We start from the raw sequence: 22,905 nt of genomic DNA on the forward strand, positions 1-22,905 counted from the left end.
CTCAAGAAAAAAACTTTTTCTGTGCAAGATCATTTCATCGGTGTTTAAACAGGCGCACTAGCAGCGTGTAGGCTAGACTCATACAGCGGATTTGTATTACTTATTATTTAACTGACAAGCATACTAACTATGACTGATTCAACCCAAAATATACCTGCTGAAAGTATTTCTGAAGTTAAGCGTGGTCGCTTTATCCACGCATTGGTTAATCGTGACACAACACCTTTGGTCATTCTGATCATGGCTGCTGTCGTCGGCGCAGTTACTGGTTTATTAGGTGTGGCATTCGATCGTGGCGTTGATTGGATCCAGCAAGAGAGATTGGCAACCTTGGCTAAAGTTGCTGATAGTGCGATTTTAGTTTGGCCGCTGGCTTTTATTATGTCGGCACTGTTGGCTATGGTGGGCTACTTTCTGGTGCGCCGTTTTGCTCCTGAGGCGGGAGGATCGGGAATACCTGAAATAGAGGGAGCAATGGAAGAGATGCGACCCGTTCGCTGGTGGCGCGTCATCCCGGTCAAGTTCATTGGTGGGCTTGGTACGCTCGGTGCTGGCATGGTATTAGGCCGAGAGGGGCCAATGGTACAAATGGGGGGCAACAGTGGGCGAATGGTTGTCGATATCTTCCGCCTACGCAGCGCTGAAGCGCGTCACTCATTATTAGCGACTGGTGCCGCTGCGGGGCTATCAGCTGCTTTTAATGCTCCGCTAGCTGGGATTTTATTTGTTATCGAAGAGATGCGCTCGCAGTTCCGCTATAGCTTGGTTTCAATTAAAGCTGTCTTTGTTGGGGTTATTACTTCAACTATCGTTTATCGCTATTTTAATGGTGAACGTGCAATTATTGATGTTGGTAAACTCAGTGATGTCTCTTTGAATACCTTGTGGCTCTATTTGTTACTAGGCATTATTTTCGGTGCAGTGGGAGTGATGTTCAATGCACTAATATTTCGCACACAAGATCTGTTTATGCGTTTTCACGGTGGTGACTGGCGCAAGTTGGTACTGATAGGTGGCCTGCTGGGCGGGATGTGTGGCTTACTTGCATTGATTCATGGCGAGGCCGTGGGGGGCGGGTTTGCATTAATTCCTATCGCAGTCGCCGGCAATTTCAGTATTGGTATGTTGCTCTTTATTTTTGTTGCCAGAGTGATTACTACTTTACTGTGTTTTGGTTCTGGTGCCCCTGGTGGGATATTCGCCCCGATGCTAGCTCTGGGAACTATTCTGGGAACCGCTTTTGGCTTGTCTTGTGCGCACTTTTTCCCACAGTACAGCATTGATGCTGGTACTTTTGCCATTGCTGGGATGGGAGCGTTGTTTGCCGCCTCGGTGCGTGCGCCATTGACCGGGATCGTATTGGTACTGGAAATGACCGATAATTATCAGCTTATTTTACCGATGATAGTGACTTGTCTGGGGGCGACTTTAATCGCGCAGTTTATGGGAGGGCAGCCCTTGTATTCAGCTATTTTGGCCCGCACATTACAAAGACAAGAGCAGGCAGCAAAGGCAGCAGAAGAGCAAGCAGCGGTTGAAAGTAGCACTCAAACAGGTAGATAATATATAACATTAAGCCACAATACTTGAATGAATTACTCGGGTATTAGATAATCAATACACAGATCAGGCTGCCATTGTAGTAACCTGCACCTCGAACACCGGTTGGGAGTGATGAGTATGAGCGATGAAACAGTACTGCCCCTGCAGTTTACCGAGGCAGCGGCAAAAAAAGTGAAACTGCTGATTTCTGATGAGGAAAATCCAAATCTGAAACTGCGGGTTTACATTACCGGTGGCGGATGTAGCGGGTTCCAGTATGGCTTTACTTTTGATGATCAAATCAACGATGGCGATATGACTATTGAGAAGCAAGGTGTCGAGCTGGTCGTTGATCCTATGAGCCTGCAATATCTGGTTGGCGGTGCAGTAGATTACACCGAAGGTCTGGAAGGCTCTCGCTTTATCGTGACTAACCCGAATGCGAAGAGTACTTGTGGATGCGGTTCTTCTTTCAGCATCTAATTTACCCTTAACAGCAATGAGTTCGGGTATAAGGCCACTGCTAGATTTTCGATAAAAAAACCGCAGCTTTAACAACTGCGGTTTTTTTTATATCTGAATATTACCATTCTACAGTAATCAATTGCGCCATCTGGTCGGCACGGGTTTTGCTAACATGCGTACCATTTGATGCAATAAAAGAGTGGCTGATTTTAGGTTCTCTAATCAATCCATTTCCACTATGACACTGTATTTCTGGAGAATTCATTTTTGGGTCATTTGCTACGTGTTCGTTTTGATTTGGCGATTGTACCTGACAAGATGGCACTATAGTCAGTTGTAAATTTATTGTGCCGCTTAGCCCCTGGGCTAGCGACGGACTGGCAAGAAAGACCAGCCAAAACATCAACAAAAAATATTTCATAATTTATAACTACATTTTTAACTGCCGCTACCGGAGTCGGTAGCGATAACGCTAGATATCGGCTAATTATTTAAAAACTTGAAGATTTAACTCGCACTAAAAACGTATTTCATCGGTATTTACAGGCCTTGTAGACTCTGTAAGAGCCAACAAGGGAACATATTGTATAAAATACAATCTACACCTGACAATCAAAAACTGAAAATTACAACTAATGCTCTATTTCAAATGTGGGTAGTTTTAAGCGCCAACGGATAGCGGCAAGTCTGATACCGAGGGTTATCACCATGCCCAGCATCATTGCTTGTTGCAGTGGCATACCAAAAGTATAGAACGCTGTAGCATGCACAATTCCACCAATGATGCAGGCAGTGGCATAGATTTCAGTCCGTAGAATCATGGGGATCTCGCGAGCTAAAACATCACGAATAATCCCGCCTCCAACGCCGGTTATCACCCCCATACAGATAGCAACTAGCGGGCTGGCACCCGCAGCAAAGGCTTTATTGACCCCGATACCCACGAATACCGCCAGACCAATAGCATCCAGTACGGGCAGGATCCATTTTGGGGTTCGTCGCGGTTGCCGCACCAGCAAAATAGTAGCCAGACAAGTCACCATCGCAACAACCAGATCTGTGGGATCTTTCACCCAAAACACAGGGCCATTAGCTAAGGCCATATCGCGAATTGTGCCACCACCCACGGCAGTCACTACACCCAATACCAGCACACCAAACGGGTCCATACGTAACTTCCCCGCCAGCAATACACCAGAGATTGCAAATACCGCAGTACCTAAAATATCCAGCCAATAGACCAGCATTAATGTGACTCCGCCACTGAGGATGGAAGGCTGGCCATTTGTTGGCACAGCTGTTTAGCGGCCAGCAGAATACGTGGGCCAGCGCGATTAAACCAGTCCTCATTAAGAGTTATTATTGGTACTGCAAGTTGGGGACGCCAGAAAGCGCTGATGTTATCTGCTTGAGACTTATCACCGCTGACTACGATCACCTGTGGTTGGCGGATCATCACTTGTTCACGGCTGACCTGCGGCCAGGGAACGCGACTACCAGCAAAAATATTTTCGCCACCACAAAGGGAAATAACCTCACTTTGTAATGTATGTCCGGAACTGGTAAACAGTGGTTGAGTACCAAATTGCAGGAACGTGCGCAATGGTTGGTTACGCGCATTATGGCTGCGTAACTCGCTAACTTCCTGACGTAGCTGTTGCGCAGCCTGATGTGCTTGCTCTGGATATGGGCTGTATTGGGCCAGTTTATCCAGATCATCCGCTATCTGATCAATATTAACGGGATCAGAATAGAAGATCGGAATACCAAAAGAGGCTAATTGATCTAGCGGACGTTGTGGATTTCCTCCGCGCCAGGCGAGGATCAAATCCGGCTTTAACGCCAGAATACGTTCGACATTCACCCCTTGCCACGAAGCAACATGTTCGAGTTTTTTAGCGGCTTCTGGGTAGTCAGAGTAAGCACTTACTGCAACCAGTTTATCCCCAAGCCCAGCAGCATAGGCCATTTCTGTTGTGCTAGGTGATAAACTGATAACCCGCTCTGCTGCCAGCGTGGGTAAGGTCAACAGGCCGAGCAACAATAGCATCGCTGCTTGGGGCAGAATGATTGCCGCTCGAACCCAGGAAAGAATATTAAACCGCACCATTAACCGCATTTAGCTAGCTTGGTTAAAATTGCTTCTATCATCAGCGTTGACTGTTTAGCGGCGACAGTCAGGAATTCATCAAAACTTAAATGAGATTCTTGATCGGCGACATCAGAAATAGCACGGACGACAACAAAAGGTTTCTCAAATAGGTGGCAAACATGGCCGATAGCCGCCGCTTCCATTTCAACTGCTGCAACGGTCGGGAAGGTTTCGCGAATGCGGGCCAAAGGAGCAGCACCATTAATAAAAGCATCACCGCTGCAAATCAGGCCGCGTACTGCGTTTAACTTCAATTCTTTGATGCAACTTTCAGCCAATTCAACCAACTTGGGATCAGCAATGAAAGCTGCCGGGCAACCGGCCATTTGGCCAGGTTCGTAACCAAAAGCTGTCACATCAGCATCGTGATAGCGAACTTCGGTTGAAACCACGATATCACCGACTTTCAGGCTAGAGGCCAGGCCACCAGCAGAACCGGTATTGATAACAATGTCGGGTTGGCAATGCTCTAACAAGAGAGTGGTGCCCATTGCAGCAGACACTTTACCGATACCGGATTTCAGTAAGGCGACATCAACACCATTGAGTTGGCCGGTGTAGATCTCACAACCTACGCAAGATAAAGTTTGGCGATTTTCAATTTTGTCACGTAGCAGTGTGACTTCTTCTTCCATTGCGCCAATAATTCCTACTTTCATATGGATACCCACCGATTTTAAAGGATTAATTAATTTGTAATAAGCCATACTCAGTTTATCAGGTAAGTGAGATTGCCGGGTAGTTCACCCAAGATAATGCGTAATGTGCCGCAGTTCATATGTAATCAGCCAAAGTTCACACGTAATCAATTGCATCTTCTGCTGAGAGTGGGTATCACTGTATTTAGATGAATGATCAGGAGGGCAACATGTCCGGGATCGACTTTAAACAGAAAATTAGTGTTCAGCGGCCATTTGGTAAACCCAGTTCGGCTGAAGATGAATATGAAATTACCCGAGTATTTGAAAGTGATCGTGGCCGGATTGTAAACTCTGCGGCTATTCGGCGTTTACAACAAAAAACACAAGTCTTCCCGTTGGAGCGCAATGCTGCTGTCCGCAGCCGTTTGACTCATTCGCTGGAAGTTCAGCAAGTTGGCCGTTATATTGCCAAAGAGATCCTCAATCGTTTTAAGCAAGATAAAAAAATCAGCGCCTATGGGCTGGATAAATTGCTGGATCCTTTTGAAAGTATTGTCGAAATGGCGTGTCTAATGCATGACATCGGTAACCCACCTTTTGGGCATTTCGGTGAATCAGCAATTAATAATTGGTTTACTAAACAAATGGATCCTAATGGTGGCGGTGCAGAGCCGCGTGGCAAGGATCAATGCCTGGTTAATACATTAAAATTGCGGGAAGGGGAGACTGAACTCAATATTCTACGCAGTAAAATTCGCCAGGATTTAAGCCATTTTGAAGGTAACGCACAAGCGATCCGTTTGGTTTACAGCTTATTAAAGCTTAACCTCACTTATGCTCAGGTTGGCTGTATTCTTAAATATACCAAACCGGCTTATTGGTCTGGCGATATTCCAACTTCTCATAACTATTTGATGAAGAAACCAGGCTTTTATCTTGCTGAAGAAGAGTATGTTAAAGATTTACGTCGTGAACTGAATATGGGGGAGTTTAATCGTTTTCCGTTGACCTATATTATGGAAGCTGCGGATGATATCTCTTATTGCATTGCCGATTTAGAAGATGCGGTCGAAAAAAATATTTTCAGTGTTGAACAACTTTATGATCATATGGTGCAAGAGTGGGGTGAGATTACTCATGGTGATTTGTTTGATAAAGTTGTTGGCGGTGCATATCGTCAATTAGGTCGAGGGCAAGGGCGGCGCAGTTCGGAAGACCAATTCTTTATGTATTTACGGGTGAATACTGTAGGGAAATTAGTTCCGCATGCTGCTCAGCGTTTTATTGAAAATCTACCTGCGGTGTTTTCTGGTTCGTTTAATCAGGCTTTATTAGAAGATTCCAGTCCGGCGTGTAAATTACTGCAAATTTTTAAAAAGGTAGCAGTGAGACACGTATTCAATTATCCCGAAGTGGAACAGCTTGAATTACAAGGGTATAGAGTTATTAGTGGCTTGCTTGATATTTATAGCCCGTTATTAGCTATGCCGCAAACTGCATTTACGCAATTAGTCGCTGAAGACAGTCATCGAAAATACCCCATTGAGACGAGATTGTTCCATAAGTTGTCGACTAAACACCGTTTGGCTTATGTAGAGTCAACAGAGCGGCTGTGTCATTTATCGCCAGAACAGCATGAGATATATGAATATTATTACCGTGCGCGTTTAATTCAAGACTATATCAGTGGTATGACCGACCTTTATGCCTATGATGAATATCGGCGTTTGATGGCTGCGGAATAGTATGCAGGAAAACTAAAATGTCCGTTTAATTAACTATAGATTTGTAAAGACGGACAATATTTTTTACTTTTCTAATTATTGGTTCTCTGAACTTCATCCCCCATATTTAATCTTACTATGCAAGACGACTATATCCTTCTTAACTTGAATTGCTGTGTTGTATCCACCCGATTCACTAAATTGAGTTCGATTATCGGGTTCACTAGCTTGATCTGCGGCAAGGCCAATTATTATGGGATAAGTCTGTTATATACCATTTATTGACTCATTATTAATTGTATAGCGAGAGCCAGAATACATGAAAAAAACAACTTTAGTGTTAAGTGCATTGGCATTGAGCATCGGTCTAGCCATGGGGCCGGTTTCTTCTGCCGTTGCGGCAGAATCGGCCTCTTCCAGCAGCCAGCAGCTCCCTAGCCTGGCGCCAATGCTAGAGAAGGTAATGCCTTCGGTTGTGAGTATCAATGTGGAGGGTAGTGCTCAGGTAAGTAATGCCGGTGCTGGCGGTATACCACCACAGTTCCAGCAATTCTTTGGTGATGATTCGCCATTCTGCCAGGACGGTTCTCCGTTCCAGGGGTCACCAATGTGTCAGGGTGGACCAGGTAGCAGAGGTGGAGCACCCAGCAAGCAGGATTTCCGCGCACTGGGTTCTGGTGTAATTATTGATGCTGCTAAAGGTTATGTCGTTACCAATAACCACGTGGTTGATAATGCAACCAAAATCAATGTTAAGTTGAGTGATGGTCGCAGCTTTGATGCAAAAGTAATCGGTAAAGATCCCCGTACCGATATCGCCTTATTACAGCTGAAAGATGCTAAGAACCTCACTGCGATTAAAATTGCCGATTCCGATCAACTGCGCGTTGGGGATTATACCGTTGCTATCGGTAACCCCTATGGCCTGGGTGAAACCGTCACTTCCGGTATCGTGTCGGCGTTGGGCCGTAGTGGTTTGAATGTGGAAAACTACGAAAACTTTATCCAGACTGACGCGGCAATTAACCGTGGTAACTCCGGTGGTGCATTGATCAATCTGAACGGTGAACTGATCGGGATTAACACGGCTATCCTGGCACCGGATGGCGGCAACATCGGTATCGGTTTTGCTATCCCAAGTAACATGGTGAAAAACCTGACCTCACAAATGGTCGAGTTTGGTCAGGTGAAACGCGGTGAACTGGGCATTATGGGCACCGAGCTGAACTCTGAGCTGGCGAAAGCCATGAAGGTTGATGCACAGAAAGGTGCCTTTATCAGTCAGGTACTGCCAAAATCTGCTGCAGCTAAAGCAGGGATTAAAGCGGGTGATGTGATTGTTAGCATGAATGGTAAAGCTATCAACAGCTTCGCTGGCTTCCGTGCCGAGATTGGTACTCTGCCAGTGGGCAGTAAAATGACCTTGGGTCTGTTGCGCGACGGTAAACCGGTCAACGTGGAAGTGACATTAGAGCAAAGCAGCCAAACTCAAGTTGATTCCGGTAATCTCTACACCGGTATTGAAGGGGCTGAGCTGAGCAACTCTGATGTGAATGGTAAGAAAGGCGTAAAAGTTGATAGCGTGAAGCCAGGTACTGCTGCGGCACGTATCGGCCTGAAAAAAGGCGATATCATCATGGGTGTCAACCAGCAACCAGTTCAGAATCTGGGTGAGCTGCGGAAAATCCTTGATACCAAACCATCGGTATTGGCGTTGAGCATTCAACGTGGTGATACTTCACTCTATTTACTGATGCAGTAATCACTATTGATGCAGTGACAGGTATCTATGTAGTAAAAGTATAGATACCGCCAAAAAGGGCACAACCGCTTATCGGTGTGCCCTTTCTATTTAGATTTGGTGCGACCGGTATTAGGCTGCGCCGAGATAACTCCGAGCGGCAAAGCGGACATTATCTATTTCATCTAACAATTCAAGCCATTCAGGTTGCAAGTCTTGTAAGTCGGTTTGTTGGCGCAATTGCTGTTCAATCGTCATACACAATTGCCTCAGTCGCGGCACACCGCTACATGCGCAACTGCCATGGAACTTGTGAATCAAATTCAGAATATCATCGTCATGGCGACCGGCCAGAATCGCCTGCACGCGCTGCGTCACTTGTGGCGTAAATTCTAGCAACATGGTCAAGAGGTCTTTAGCCAGCGCTTCTTTATTTGCTGCTTGCCTCATCGCGAGTGGCCAGTCTATTGACTCTTCACATTCAGATGGCGGAATTGACTGAATATGAGCCTCGCCCTCGTCCTGTTGTTGTAAAGCATGAGATTGTTGTAAAGCGTGAGGCTGTTGATTATGCGGTTGTGGGGCACAATCAGGTAGATAGCGCGAAAGTGCTTGTATCAACCGAGCTTCATCAATAGGTTTCGCGAGATAATCAGCCATACCCAATTTTAGTAATTGTTCCTGCTGCCCTCTAACGGCATGAGCCGTGACCGCAATGATCGGCGTATCCTGATGGTGTGACATCTGATGAATCACTTCACTGGCACGGATGCCGTCAATTTCCGGCATTTGGATATCCATTAAGATGATATCCAGCGTATTTTCACGGGCATAGGCTATGGCTTTCGCCCCGCTGTCACATAGCACCGTTTCTTCAACCTGTTCTTCCAGTAAAGTCCCCATTAATTTCAAGTTAGCCGGGTTGTCATCAACGGCCATCACTTTGAAAGGTAGCTTGGGTTGCTTGTGTGCTTGCTCTACCACCGGTAATTCACTATGCGCTTTTTCATAAGACAATAAAGGAATTAACCGGTTAGCGGATATGGGCTTCACCAGACACGCTTTAGCGCCGATCTGTTTAAGTTGCTCCGCTTCTATCTGTGATTGACTCGGCAGTGCCAAAATAACTTGCTCGGAAATTTTCATTGCTGCGATCAGTTTGTCTTGATGAACAGCCATATTATTGCGGTATGGGATGGGTACCCCGACGAGCAGGAAATCATAATGTTGTATCGGCAACTGGGCCAATGTCAGGCTATGAGTCACCTGCAAAGGTGTGATGCTGAGAATATCTAATGCTGCTCTTGCCGCTGCGGCATTACGTTCAATATAGGCCAGCGTTTTCCCTTCCAGATGAGACATATCTGGGCGGCGGGCGGGGATGGCTTCATTGAGATCCAAGGTCAGGTGGAACCTGAAAGTCGACCCCCGATCAACCTGACTGTGGAAGCTGATATCGCCCCCCATTTCCTTCACCAATCTTTCGGTGATAACTAGCCCAAGGCCGGTTCCCCCGTGCCGACGCGAAATGCTGGCATCGGCCTGACGGAATGCCTGGAACAATTGGGCTTGCTGAGACTCGGAAATACCGATGCCAGTATCGTGAATTTCTACTACCAACGTCACTTGCTGGCTGGCTATCGCCCGCACGGCCACGAGAATGTCAATATTGCCCTGTTCGGTGAATTTAATCGCATTACCCAGCAAGTTTGTCACTATTTGCTGCAAACGCATGGCATCGCCAATCACTTGTTCTGGCACATCTTTATTAACATGCAGGGTCAGTTCCAGGCCTTTTTCATGAGCGGTGTGTGCCAGCAGAATAATGACCTCATCCAGCGCACCGCGTAGTGAGAATGGGATATGCTCAAGGATCAGTTTTTCAGCTTCTAACTTGGAGAAATCCAGCACGTCATTAATGATGCATAACAGGTTGTTCGCTGATCGCTGGATAGTTTGCAGATAGTCAGTTTGCGTCGGGGTCAGTGATGTTTTCAGTGTCTGGCGGGTAAAACCAATCACCCCATTGAGTGGAGTACGTAACTCATGGGACATATTAGCCAGAAATTCAGATTTAATTCGCGCGGCTTCTTGCGCACGTTTTTTCGCCAGCCCCAACTCCACGTTCTGGATTTCCATCTGCTCCAGTGTTTCGCGCAAGTCTGATGTGGCTTGATCGATATTCTGCTGCATCTCTTCGTGATAGGCCGCCAGTGACATTGCCATCGAGTTGATGCCGTTTTTCAAAATATTCAACTCACCGAGCATATGCCCTTCCACCCGGCTGTCTAATTGCCCGCGGCGAATGCGGTCAACAGCATTCACCATGTTGCGGATGGGGCCAGTGACATCACGCATCAGCCGATAAGCAAACAAAATAGCCACACACATACAGAACAGCAGCAGTAGAGTCGAAATAAAGATCTCTTTATATTGCTGCAAGCGTACGGATTGTAAATCCAAGTCCATGGCGATATAGCCCAATGGCCGATTGGTGATATCTGAATCGGAAGCCCGGTCACTGGACAGGTTGGATTCTGAAATAATGGGCATGCGCAGAATCAAAGAGTCGCCACGATAGGAAAGCATCAGTGAACTGGGAATAGCGTCGCCTTTGGGCAATCTTAATTGTGAGGAATTGTAATTATAGTTAGATGTGACAAAAAGATTATTATCTGCGTCAAAAACAGATATTGACCGAACAATATTCGAATGGCGGCGGTGAAGAAGATTAATTAACTGACGAACAGTATCGCGGTTGCGAAAGGTCATTCCGTACTCACTGGCAACCGCCAGTGGTTCGATAATACTTGTACCTGCGTTAACTAATTGTTTTTGCAGTTCATTGTAACGATTGACCATAAAGGTCGTACTGAGTAACAGCCCAAGAAGCAGCGTGGGGGCCAGGATTAAAATCATCATGCGCGCGCGAAGACTGTATTTGGTCATGGTATTCCAATGTGGGAGAATTAGCAGCTTACGAAACCGATGCTTGATCAATCAATATGGCGCAATTCTACTCTCCAAACCGACGTGTGACGACCAAACAAACGCTAACTGTGACCGTAAACTCGCTTGACCCTTTTGGGCAGGGGGTAGCACACCACCAAGGCAAGGCTATCTTTATCCCAGGTACCCTGCCAGGAGAGCAAGCTGAAATTGAGCTTACCGAGCAAAAACGCCAATATAGTCGCGGTAAGCTTAAACGTTTGTTGAACCGATGTAACGAAAGGGTCGTTCCTGCTTGCCCTCACTTCGGTATTTGTGGAGGCTGTCAGCAGCAACACGCCAATAGCCAGTTGCAGCAAATGAGTAAAGCAGGTTCACTCCGGCGCTTGATTGTGCGAGAGGCTGGCATTTGCCCTGAATTAGATCCGGTTATTTGCGGGCCGGAATACGGCTATCGGCGGCGGGCGAGGTTAGGGCTGCTCTATCAACCCAAGCAGCATCGATTGCAAATGGGGTTTCGCCAAACCGAGTCTCATGATTTAGTTTGCATTAAGCACTGCCCGGTTTTACGGCCTGAGTTGGAGCGCTTGTTAGCGCCACTTTATCAATGTTTATCAAGCTTACAGGCTGTTCGCCGCCTTGGGCATGTGGAACTGGTATTGGCCGATAATGGCCCGTTAATGGTTTTACGCCATCTTGATGCTCTTAAAGCGGTAGATCGTGCGGCATTAATTGACTTTGCCAAACGAGAACAGGTTGCCGTCTATCTGGCTGGTGACAGTGATAATGTAGAAAAACTGATTGGCGAGGAACCCTATTACCAGATTGAGGGTCTACGCTTAGCGTTCCATCCGCGCGATTTTATTCAAGTCAATGATACGGTCAACCAGCAAATGGTGGCTCAGGCTATAGCATGGCTCGATGTGCAGCCTGATGAGCGGGTGCTGGATCTGTTCTGCGGTATGGGCAATTTCACCTTACCGTTGGCAAAGTTGGCTCGCGAAGTGGTTGGCGTGGAAGGAGTTGCGGCGTTGGTAGCGAATGGGCAGTATAATGCTCTGAATAACGCGCTGCCCAATGTCTCTTTTTTCCATGAAAATCTGGAATCTGATATCAGTTATCAGCCATGGGCAACACAAGGGTTTGATAAAGTATTGTTAGATCCCGCCCGCGCAGGTGCTGCCGGGGTCATGTCACATATAGTTAAACTGGCGCCAAAGCGGGTGGTGTATGTTTCGTGTAATCCCACTACGCTGGCACGAGATAGTCAGGTGTTGTTAGCCGCCGGTTACCGTCTTGCTCAGGTGCGAATGTTGGATATGTTTCCCCACACCGGGCATCTTGAATCTATGGCGCTGTTTATGCAGGAGCCAGGGGTCGCAAAGTAGGGAGAAGTTATGGTTGCGGTACGAAGTGCACATTTGAATCCAGCGGGCGAGTTTGCTCTCGACGATTGGATCGCCAGTTTAGGGCTTTCTAACCCGCAGTCAGGTGAGCGCCTGGCCGAAACCTGGCGGTATTGTGAGCAGCAGACGCAAAACCATCCCGATGCCTCATTGTTGCTGTGGCGCGGCCTTGAAATGGTCGAAATTCTTTCCACCCTAAGTATGGATAACGACAGTATGCGCGCGGCGCTACTGTTCCCGCTGGTGGACGCCAATGTGGTGGATGAAGCTACGCTGACCGAGCAATTCGGTAAAGGTATTACTTATCTGGTGCACGGTGTGCGCGATATGGATGCCATCCGTCAGTTAAAAGCGACCCATAATGACTCCATGAGCTCTGAGCAAGTGGATAACGTGCGCCGTATGTTATTGGCGATGGTGGAAGATTTCCGCTGTGTGGTCATCAAATTGGCGGAGCGTATTGCGCATTTGCGCGAAGTGAAGGATGCACCGGAAGACGAGCGCGTGCTGGCGGCCAAAGAGTGTTCCAATATCTATGCGCCACTGGCTAATCGTTTGGGTATCGGCCAGATCAAGTGGGAGTTGGAAGACTTCTGCTTCCGCTATTTGCATCCAGATGAATATAAGCAAATCGCCAAATTGCTCCATGAGCGCCGTATCGATCGTGAGCAATTCATTGATGATTTTGTGGCTTCATTGCACAAAGCCATGGCAGATGAAGGGATTAAAGCCGACATATATGGCCGCCCCAAGCATATCTACAGTATCTGGCGCAAAATGCAGAAGAAGTCGCTGGCCTTCGATGAACTGTTTGATGTGCGAGCCGTACGGGTGGTGGTGGAGCGCTTGCAGGATTGCTATGCCGCACTCGGTATTGTCCATACCCATTTCCGCCATTTGCCTGATGAATTTGATGATTACGTCGCCAACCCTAAACCCAATGGTTATCAGTCAATCCACACTGTAGTGCTTGGGCCGCGCGGCAAAACACTCGAAATTCAAATCCGTACCCGTCAGATGCATGAAGATGCTGAACTGGGGGTTGCTGCGCACTGGAAGTATAAAGAGGGTGCTGTGGCTGCCGGTCGCTCCGGTTACGAAGGGCGGATTGCCTGGTTACGTAAGTTAATTGCGTGGCAGGAAGAGATGGCGGATTCCGGCGAAATGCTGGATGAAGTGCGCAGCCAGGTATTTGACGATCGGGTATATGTGTTTACGCCAAAGGGCGATGTCATTGATTTACCAGCAGGTTCGACACCGCTGGACTTCGCTTACCATATTCATAGCGATGTGGGCCACCGCTGTATTGGGGCTAAAATCAGTGGCCGAATAGTGCCGTTTACTTACCAGTTGCAGATGGGTGATCAGATTGAAATTATCACCCAGAAACAGCCTAACCCGAGCCGTGACTGGCTGAATCCGAACCTCGGCTATGTCACTACCAGCCGTGGTCGCTCCAAGATCCATAACTGGTTTAGAAAACAAGATAGAGACAAGAATATTCTTGCTGGTCGGCAGATGTTGGATGACGAGCTGGAGCATCTGGATATCAGCCTGAAAGAGGCGGAGAAGCTGCTGGTACCACGCTATAACATGAATTCTATGGATGAAGTGTTGGCGGCTATTGGCGGGGGTGATATCCGCCTAAATCAGATGGTCAACTTCCTGCAAGGCAAACTGAATAAGCCAACGGCGGAAGAGGCGGATTTAGAGGCGTTACGCCATCTGAATAATAAACATCAGGCACCGCCACGCAATGCCAGCAAAGACAGTGGGCGTATTGTCGTCGAAGGTGTCGGCAACCTGATGCACCATATTGCGCGCTGCTGCCAGCCTATTCCGGGTGATGAAATTATTGGCTTTATCACTCAAGGGAGGGGGATATCCATTCACCGTGCTGATTGTGAGCAGCTAGCTGAATTGCAATCCCATGCACCTGAGCGGATTGTCGATGCGGTCTGGGGCGAAAGCTATTCCAGTGGCTATTCGCTGGTGGTGCGGGTTACCGCCAATGATCGTAGCGGCTTGCTGCGCGATATCACTACCATTTTGGCGAACGAAAAGGTCAATGTACTGGGGGTTGCCAGCCGTAGCGATACCAAAAAGATGATGGCAACTATCGATATGGATATCGAGATCTACAATCTGCAGGTGCTGGGCAGAGTGTTGGCCAAGCTGAATCAGTTACCGGATGTGATAGATGCCCGTCGGCTACACGGCAATTAGTTATCTCTAAACGGCTACTGCGCTTTGGCATATTGATATTGGGCAGTGCTCGCCCTCCTCATGTACTACGTGTACATTCCGGGGGCTGTGCGCTGGCCGCAATCAATCTGCCTGCGCTCGCTACGCCTCAAATTTTTTTAAAAAGTGAATAAATTCAGATGACCCAATCAGTGACTTCCCCTGGTACCACCGCTTTAGCGCTACAACGTTTGCTGGATATTATGCGTACTTTGCGTGATCCGGAGCATGGCTGCCCGTGGGATCGTAAGCAGACCTTTGACACTATTGCGCCTTATACCTTAGAAGAAACCTATGAGGTGCTTGACGCGATTCAGCGCAAGGATTTCGACGATCTTCGTGATGAATTAGGGGATTTACTGTTTCAGGTGGTGTTTTATGCGCAGATGGGGCAGGAGCAAGGGCTATTTGCGTTCGATGATGTGTGTCATGCCATCAGTGATAAGTTGGTGCGCCGCCATCCCCATGTGTTCCCTGATGCGCCGCAAAACGTTTCAGATGCTATAATTAGCAGTGATAATGCGCTGGCAGGGTGGGAGTCGCGTAAAGCTGAGGAGAGGGCGGAGAAGGCCTTATATTCGGCATTAGATGATATCCCTGACGCGCTGCCCGCGCTGATGAAAGCGCATAAAATCCAGAAACGTTGCGCATCAGTCGGTTTTGATTGGGACACTCTGGGGCCGGTGCTGGATAAAGTCTACGAAGAGATCGATGAAGTGATGTTTGAAGCTCGCCAGGCAGTGGTGGATGAAGAGAAGTTAGGTGAGGAAATTGGTGATTTGCTGTTTGCCACCGTTAACTTATCTCGCCATTTAGGCCATAAAGCTGAAAATGCCTTACAGGCGGCAAATCGTAAGTTTGAACGTCGTTTTCGTCAGGTAGAACAAATAGTTATGGCGTCAGGTAAGACTATGGAGAGCGCGACACTGGATGAAATGGAATCTGCCTGGCAGCAAGTAAAAAAGCAAGAAACTGAAATGTAAGGTGTTTTAATTCATTTGATGGATGGTTGTTGAATTTTAATTGCGTTAATATATTGAATTATAACGGATAGCAAGGCGATGTTCCGCACAGTAAAAGTGGCGAAAATGGCCACTGGTGCGGAGATAGTTTGTAGCGAAACCAAGGTTCGGGTATACTACTTTCCCGTCTTGGTTCTTCCATCGTCTTTAAACCTAAACTCTCAGGTTCAGCATGACAACTAATTATATTTTTGTGACCGGCGGGGTCGTATCCTCTCTGGGTAAAGGCATTGCCGCAGCCTCTCTGGCGGCTATACTTGAAGCCCGTGGCCTCAACGTTACCATCATGAAACTGGACCCGTATATCAACGTGGATCCGGGCACCATGAGCCCGACACAACACGGGGAAGTTTTCGTCACCGAAGATGGTGCTGAAACCGATCTGGATTTAGGGCATTACGAGCGCTTCATTCGCACTAAAATGACTCGCCGTAACAACTTCACTACTGGCCGTATCTACTCTGAAGTTCTGCGCAAAGAGCGCCGCGGCGACTATCTGGGTGCGACTATCCAGGTTATTCCTCATATCACCAATGCAATCAAAGAACGTATCATCGAAGGCGGCGAAGGCCACGATGTGGTATTGGTTGAAATTGGTGGCACCGTAGGTGATATCGAATCCCTGCCATTCCTGGAAGCTATTCGTCAGATGGCGGTTGATGTTGGCCGCGAGCATACACTTTATATGCACCTGACATTGGTTCCTTATCTGGCAGCGGCTGGTGAAGTGAAAACTAAGCCAACGCAACATTCGGTAAAAGAGCTGCTTTCTATCGGTATTCAGCCAGATGTGCTGATTTGTCGTTCTGACCGCGCAGTTCCTGCTAATGAACGGGCTAAAATTGCCTTGTTCTGCAATGTGCCAGAAAAAGCGGTTATCTCCCTAAAAGATGTTGATTCCATTTATAAAATCCCAGGGCTATTGAAATCACAGGGCCTTGACGATTATATTTGTAAACGATTCAGCTTAACTTGTCCTGAAGCAAATCTCGCAGAATGGGAACAGGTAATATACGAAGAGTCGAATCCAGGTGGCGAAGTGACCATTGGGATGATCGGCAAATACGTAGAATTGCCGGATGCCTATAAATCTGTGATTGAAGCCTTGAAGCACGGTGGGCTGAAAAATCGCCTGACAGTGAATATCAAGCTGATTGATTCACAGGATGTTGAGACGCGCGGCGAAGAGATGCTGAAAGGATTAGATGCTATCCTCATTCCAGGCGGCTTTGGCTACCGTGGTGTGGAAGGCAAGGTTCTGGCGGCACGTTATGCCCGTGAACACAACATTCCTTATCTGGGCATTTGCCTGGGTATGCAGGTTGCACTGATGGAGTTTGCCCGCAATGTGGCGGGAATGGAAAACGCGAACTCCACAGAATTTGTGCCAGACTGTAAGTATCCGGTGGTTGCATTAATCACCGAATGGCGTGATGAAGACGGCAACGTTGAAGTACGCACGGAAGAGAGCGATTTGGGCGGTACCATGCGTGTGGGTGGGCAGCAATGTCACCTGACTGAAGGTAGCCTGGTTCGTCAGATGTATGGCGAGCCAACCATCGTTGAGCGCCATCGTCATCGCTATGAAGTAAACAACATGTTGTTGAAGCAGATTGAAGCTGCCGGGTTACGTGTAGCAGGGCGCTCTGCGGATAACAAACTGGTGGAGATTATCGAGTTGCCAAATCACCCGTGGTTTGTGGCTTGTCAGTTCCATCCAGAATTTACTTCGACGCCACGTGATGGTCACCCGTTGTTCGCCGGCTTTGTGAAAGCGGCTGGTGAGTATCAGAAGCGCCAGGTGAAATAAAATATTTGGTAGAAGGGGCGGCAGCGATGTCGCCCCCTCTGTCTGGAGTTTTAGTTTAACTTGTACTGAGGAAAATCTAATGTCCAAAATCGTTAAAGTCATCGGTCGCGAAATCATCGACTCCCGTGGTAACCCAACTGTAGAAGCCGAAGTTCATCTGGAAGGCGGTTTTGTTGGTTTGGCTGCGGCACCATCAGGTGCTTCTACTGGTTCCCGTGAAGCACTGGAACTGCGTGACGGTGACAAATCCCGTTTCCTGGGCAAAGGCGTTCTGAAAGCCGTTGCAGCAGTAAATGGCCCAATTGCTCAGGCAGTTATCGGTAAAGATGCCAAAGATCAGGCAAATATCGATAAAATCATGATCGATCTGGACGGTACTGAGAACAAATCCCAGTTTGGTGCTAACGCCATCCTGGCTGTTTCTCTGGCAGCAGCGAAAGCAGCAGCAGCATCTAAAGGCATGCCTTTGTATGAGCACATTGCTGAACTGAATGGCACCCCAGGCAAATTCTCTATGCCACTGCCGATGATGAACATCATCAACGGCGGCGAGCATGCTGATAACAACGTTGATATTCAAGAGTTTATGATTCAGCCAGTTGGCGCTAAAACTCTGAAAGAAGCGGTTCGCATCGGTTCTGAAGTGTTCCATACTTTGGCTAAAGTTCTGAAAGCTAAAGGTATGAGCACTGCGGTAGGCGACGAAGGTGGCTACGCGCCAAACCTGGGTTCTAACGCCGAAGCACTGGCTGTTATCGCTGAAGCGGTAAAACAGGCTGGTTACGAGTTGGGCAAAGACGTGACTCTGGCGATGGACTGTGCTGCATCTGAATTCTATAAAGATGGCAAATATGTTCTGGCTGGCGAAGGCAACAAAGCTTTCACTTCTGAAGAGTTCACTCACTTCCTGGAAGACCTGACCAAACAGTACCCAATCGTCTCTATCGAAGACGGTCTGGACGAATCTGACTGGGCTGGCTTCAAATACCAGACCGAAGTTCTGGGTGACAAAATCCAGTTGGTTGGTGACGATCTGTTTGTAACCAACACCAAGATCCTGAAAGAAGGTATCGAGAAAGGTGTTGCTAACTCTATCCTGATTAAATTCAACCAGATCGGTTCTCTGACCGAAACTCTGGCTGCTATCAAGATGGCGAAAGATGCAGGTTACACCGCGGTTATCTCTCACCGTTCAGGCGAAACCGAAGATGCTACCATTGCCGACCTGGCAGTAGGTACTGCAGCAGGCCAGATCAAAACCGGTTCTATGAGCCGTTCTGACCGTGTTGCTAAATACAACCAACTGATCCGTATCGAAGAAGCGTTGGGCGACCGCGCACCATTCAACGGTCTGAAAGAAGTTAAAGGCCAGTAATTACTGCACTTTATCTTCTGTAAAAGTTGATTGAAAAACCCGCTTCGGCGGGTTTTTTTACATCAGAAGTTCAGAAAAGTAGCATCATATTAATTATAACTAGTTTAAATTTATATAATCTAGCCATGTTATATAAATATTTCTTCTGTGTTAATTTTAATGCTGTGATGGTTGTCACGAAATATTGTTTGCTGTCTAATTTTTTATTACTACAATTAATAATTCATAGGTTTTATAAATTAAAACTTCTTATCTATTCTGATATATATATAATTGCTATTTATAATTGATTCTGGCGCCATAAATATGGAAGGCTTTTATCTTCCTCTAATGAGGTGAAAACCACATGCTCAATAGAATTGTGATTGTAGGTGGCGGTACTGGTGGAACTATTCTCGCTAATTTATTAGCCTCAAAATTACATCGAGATATTCTTGAAAGAAAAGTGGAGTTAATTCTTATTTCTGATTCACCAGTTCACTATTATAAACCTGCTTTTATGTATATTGCTTTTAACTTGTTTTATAGGCAAGAGTTGGAACGTGCACAGCAGAGTTTATTACGACCAGAAGTTACTTTCATTGTTGATAAAGCAGAGAGTTTCGATTTTTCTAAAAGAGAAATATCATGCCGCAGCGGGAAAAAATATAACTATGACTTTTTAGTGTTTGCCACAGGGTGCGTCCCTCGGCCTGATAGAATTGAAGGTCTTGCTGAGGCTGGCGATCATTTTTATCAATATGCGGCTTCTCGTCAATTGGCCGATAAATTAGCTAAAATAGAGAAAGGTCGCATTTTTATCACCGTATCTTTCCCGCAAACTCCCAACGTGCCCCATCAGTGTGGTATTGCCCCAATTGAAACTACCCTGATGCTGGATGACTATCTTCGCCGACGTGGGGTGCGTAATGCCATTGAGATTGTCTATACCTACCCTACGGTTTCTCAGCTTTTACGTAATTGCCTTTTCTTACAAAGACCTACAGGTGAGGTTCTCCCCAATATTTTCGCAGCTAAAGATATTAAACACCAGCGCGGTTTTACATTACAAAAAGTCGATCCCGATAAAAAGATTGCCTATTCCGCAGAGGGAGATGCGCAACCTTTTGATATCTTGATGAGCACTCCCCCGATTACCGCTGTTGATGCTGTACGCAATACCGGTTTAAGTGAGTGGGATAACGGAGAAGGCTGGTTGCCGACAGACCATCAGACGCTGCAAGTCTATGGGCAGCCAGGGGTTTATGTCATTGGTGATACCGTTGATTTGCCTATCAGCAAAGCCGGCGGTTCTTGCCATAATCAAGCCCCTGTTATTGCAGATAATATCGTCTCTGAACTGCGTATCGGCTATCCAACCAGTTATTACGATGGAAAAGTACAGGCACTGGCCCAAATGGGGCTGAATGCGGGTATGCCATTGTGGTATGACTACCGCAATGATGTCATGCCAACCCCACCGACTAAGGTGGGGGGAATGTTACGTAATGGTTTTAACCGCGGTTTATATTGGGCCACCGTTCGTGGGTTGATTTAATAAGGGTAAATAATGAGCGAACAACAATCTGATGAAAGTCACGTTGAGAAAACAATAACTCCTGAAGTTGATTTCACTGAATTACTCAATAAATTACAGCCATTATTAGCCGGAGGACGATTAAATAATGCGGTAGATATGTTGTCGTTATTATCTGATGTGGTTGATATTGCAGATAATGCTTTGGTTGAGAAACTTGCTGGTGTATTCGAAGGGATTGTTGCTGTTGGTTGGGAAAGTGGTAATGCATTAAGAATAGCTAATACTGAACTAAGACTTAATCAAGAGAACGTTAATTACCGTTCTTTATACTCATTATTCCGTGATCGCGATACGTTAGTTGGAATTACCTTGTTATTACGGACGTTACAGATAATCGGCCAAAGAATTAATGCCACGAAAATATCACCATCTTGAGTTTATAAAATTATTCCAATGAGGGCGTATTGATGTCGATGCAATCAGCAAAGTCTTTTTCTACTCGAGCCATACATTATGGTTATAACCCTCAAGAGCATTTAGGCGCATTATCTCCACCGGTTTATATGAGTTCTACTTTTACTTTCCCTAGCGCTGAATATGGCGGAGCTTGTTTTGCCGGAACAGAGAAAGGTTATTTTTACTCCAGAATCAGTAACCCGACACTAGACTTATTGGAGCGTCGCATTGCCATTCTGGAAGGGGGAGAAGGCGCTGTAGCCTTTTCATCCGGCATGGGGGCAATTACTGCCTGTTGTTGGACCTTTCTGAAACCGGGCGATGAAATTATTGTCGACCAGACCATCTATGGTTGTACTTATGCTTATTTTCATCATGGACTGGCTCGATTTGGGGTGAAAATTACTCATGTCGATTTAACCGATTCACGTAAGCTGGCTGCGGCTATTTCAGAGCAGACAAGATTGGTATATTGCGAAACCCCTGCTAACCCGAATATGCGTATTGTCGATATTGCAGCACTTAGTCAAATTACCCGTGCCAATGGCTCACTTTTTATCGTAGATAACACTTACTGCACTCCTTATCTGCAAACGCCGTTAGCTCTAGGGGCTGATATTGTCGTGCACTCAGCCACCAAATATCTTGGCGGACACGGTGATTTATTGGCCGGTTTGGTCGTGACACGCCAGAATCTGGCAGACCAAATTCGGCTGGTAGGGCTAAAAGATATGAATGGCGCGGTGCTGTCCGCGCAGGATGCGGCACTGATTTTACGTGGCATGAAAACATTGGCTGTTCGTATGGAAAGACATTGTGCCAGTGCCCAGATTATCGCCGAAAAGTTATCTCAGCACCCACAGATCGAGAAGATTTATTATCCTGGATTACCCGACTTCCCCCAACGCGAACTGGTTGAGCGGCAAATGACGGGGCCTGGTGGAATGATTGCTTTTGAACTCCGTGGCGGTATGACGTCGGGGATCGCTTTTCTTAATGCGTTGCAACTCATTTACCGTGCAGTCAGCTTGGGCGACTGTGAAACATTAGCGCAGCATCCTGCCAGCATGACCCATTCCTCTTATACTCCTGAAGAACGACGTCATCATTTAATTAGCGATGGGTTGATTCGGCTATCTGTTGGGTTAGAAGATGTAGATGATTTATTAAACGATTTACTTCAGGCATTAGATGTTGCCAATACAGGCCAGTGAGATTCCCAGTTAATCGCGTATTAATAAACAAGATCCTCACACCTTTGGCAGAACCATTAGGTGGTAGTGATATCCAAATGGGCTGTGGTGTTATTGAGTCACTGTCTGATACAAACTCTTCTGTAAAAGTTGATTGAAAAACCCGCTTCGGCGGTTTTTTGTGGATTTATTTTGGCTTTGAAGAATAATAATATTTATAAAGATGATTTGAGATGGCATGTCATTGGAAATCGGTAAAATAGCTTCATATGCACTACATTAAATATTTTCCCATCCACTTCTTTATAAGGATTTATATGCGAGTCTCTGCATCTCAATTAAATGTGCATCATTCTCATTTAGATGAACTTAATAACGATATAAAAAATCAAGTAAAAATAATAACTGAAAATTATAATGGAAAGGAGTGCATATCAGAACTTAACATTCAGAATGTCGCAGATAAATATGGTGTTAATTCTGATATAGCCCAAATAATGTTAGATAATGATATTGGTGATTATACTATGGTGGCCAAGCTGGTTATCTTACAACGCGAAAAAGTCAGTTTTTCTGAAATAAATAAATTCGCTAAAAATCATGATGGTTCGATGGAGGGCTTCTTTAGCACTTTACTTACAAATAAAAGCTTTAAAGTAGAATATC

Annotated in this window: 16 protein-coding genes and 1 pseudogene; 13 read left to right on the forward strand and 4 right to left on the reverse strand. The window is 46.4% G+C overall.

What is annotated here, in order from left to right; genetic code table 11:
- The first annotated feature begins 129 nt into the window (after positions 1-129).
- Both clcA and erpA read left to right on the forward strand, forming a co-directional pair.
- Entirely contained in the window at positions 130-1,563 is a 1,434-nt protein-coding gene (gene clcA, locus HU019_RS10240) for a H(+)/Cl(-) exchange transporter ClcA (RefSeq protein WP_174848682.1), read from the forward strand.
- Positions 1,564-1,680: 117 nt separating this feature from the next.
- Complete coding sequence (gene erpA / locus HU019_RS10245) at positions 1,681-2,025, forward strand: iron-sulfur cluster insertion protein ErpA (RefSeq protein WP_004706254.1); 345 nt, start codon at positions 1,681-1,683, stop codon at positions 2,023-2,025.
- Positions 2,026-2,639: 614 nt separating this feature from the next.
- Here the strand turns inward: erpA and HU019_RS10250 are convergent.
- From HU019_RS10250 to mtnN, 3 genes are read right to left on the reverse strand one after another with little or no spacing between them, the layout of a single operon-like run.
- Positions 2,640-3,254 carry a TRIC cation channel family protein gene (locus tag HU019_RS10250; RefSeq protein WP_019211026.1) on the reverse strand — a complete coding sequence of 205 codons (615 nt, stop codon included), beginning with the start codon at positions 3,252-3,254 and terminating at the stop codon, positions 2,640-2,642.
- Entirely contained in the window at positions 3,254-4,117 is an 864-nt protein-coding gene (btuF, locus tag HU019_RS10255) for a vitamin B12 ABC transporter substrate-binding protein BtuF (RefSeq protein ID WP_174848756.1), read from the reverse strand. Before btuF ends, HU019_RS10250 begins: the two co-directional genes overlap by 1 nt.
- Positions 4,117-4,818 carry a 5'-methylthioadenosine/S-adenosylhomocysteine nucleosidase gene (gene mtnN / locus HU019_RS10260; protein WP_174848679.1) on the reverse strand — a complete coding sequence of 234 codons (702 nt, stop codon included), beginning with the start codon at positions 4,816-4,818 and terminating at the stop codon, positions 4,117-4,119. The genes btuF and mtnN overlap by 1 nt, the downstream gene beginning before the upstream one ends.
- A 209-nt stretch (positions 4,819-5,027) precedes the next feature.
- On the opposite strand from mtnN, the gene dgt reads away from it, so the two are divergent.
- Positions 5,028-6,545 carry a dGTPase gene (dgt, locus tag HU019_RS10265; protein ID WP_174848677.1) on the forward strand — a complete coding sequence of 506 codons (1,518 nt, stop codon included), beginning with the start codon at positions 5,028-5,030 and terminating at the stop codon, positions 6,543-6,545.
- Positions 6,546-6,843: 298 nt separating this feature from the next.
- Positions 6,844-8,286, forward strand: coding sequence for a serine endoprotease DegP (gene degP / locus HU019_RS10270; RefSeq protein ID WP_174848675.1), 1,443 nt, complete (start codon positions 6,844-6,846; stop codon positions 8,284-8,286).
- Positions 8,287-8,397: 111 nt separating this feature from the next.
- Here the strand turns inward: degP and barA are convergent, their stop codons facing one another.
- Complete coding sequence (barA, locus tag HU019_RS10275; RefSeq protein ID WP_174848673.1) at positions 8,398-11,214, reverse strand: two-component sensor histidine kinase BarA; 2,817 nt, start codon at positions 11,212-11,214, stop codon at positions 8,398-8,400.
- A 56-nt stretch (positions 11,215-11,270) separates the two neighbouring features.
- Between barA and rlmD the strand changes: the two genes are divergently transcribed.
- From rlmD to HU019_RS10320, 9 genes and pseudogenes are all read left to right on the forward strand, one after another.
- The gene (rlmD, locus tag HU019_RS10280) at positions 11,271-12,602 is read left to right on the forward strand and encodes a 23S rRNA (uracil(1939)-C(5))-methyltransferase RlmD (RefSeq protein WP_174848671.1); all 1,332 of its coding nucleotides are present in this window, start codon (positions 11,271-11,273) and stop codon (positions 12,600-12,602) included.
- Positions 12,603-12,611: 9 nt separating this feature from the next.
- Complete coding sequence (gene relA, locus HU019_RS10285) at positions 12,612-14,846, forward strand: GTP diphosphokinase (RefSeq protein ID WP_050075971.1); 2,235 nt, start codon at positions 12,612-12,614, stop codon at positions 14,844-14,846.
- Positions 14,847-15,004: 158 nt separating this feature from the next.
- Complete coding sequence (gene mazG / locus HU019_RS10290; protein ID WP_174848669.1) at positions 15,005-15,847, forward strand: nucleoside triphosphate pyrophosphohydrolase; 843 nt, start codon at positions 15,005-15,007, stop codon at positions 15,845-15,847.
- 211 nt (positions 15,848-16,058) lie between these two features.
- Positions 16,059-17,696: a glutamine hydrolyzing CTP synthase gene (pyrG, locus tag HU019_RS10295; protein WP_025379449.1), complete on the forward strand. Its 1,638-nt coding sequence runs from the start codon at positions 16,059-16,061 to the stop codon at positions 17,694-17,696.
- Positions 17,697-17,775: 79 nt separating this feature from the next.
- On the forward strand, positions 17,776-19,071 hold the full coding sequence (eno, locus tag HU019_RS10300) for a phosphopyruvate hydratase (RefSeq protein ID WP_005164105.1): 1,296 nt from the start codon (positions 17,776-17,778) through the stop codon (positions 19,069-19,071).
- Positions 19,072-19,417: 346 nt separating this feature from the next.
- Positions 19,418-20,608 (forward strand): NAD(P)/FAD-dependent oxidoreductase, encoded by a 1,191-nt coding sequence (locus HU019_RS10305; RefSeq protein ID WP_174849932.1) that lies wholly within the window; start codon positions 19,418-19,420, stop codon positions 20,606-20,608.
- Between the two features lie 12 nt (positions 20,609-20,620).
- Positions 20,621-21,025: a hypothetical protein gene (locus tag HU019_RS10310; RefSeq protein ID WP_174849933.1), complete on the forward strand. Its 405-nt coding sequence runs from the start codon at positions 20,621-20,623 to the stop codon at positions 21,023-21,025.
- A 32-nt stretch (positions 21,026-21,057) separates the two neighbouring features.
- A complete protein-coding gene (locus HU019_RS10315) occupies positions 21,058-22,260 on the forward strand; it encodes a methionine gamma-lyase (protein ID WP_174849934.1) in 1,203 nt (400 codons plus the stop codon).
- A gap of 296 nt (positions 22,261-22,556) precedes the next feature.
- Positions 22,557-22,905, forward strand: a pseudogene (locus tag HU019_RS10320) (hypothetical protein); the annotation flags it as partial.

The organism is Yersinia artesiana (assembly GCF_902726545.1).
Lineage (GTDB): Bacteria > Pseudomonadota > Gammaproteobacteria > Enterobacterales > Enterobacteriaceae > Yersinia > Yersinia artesiana.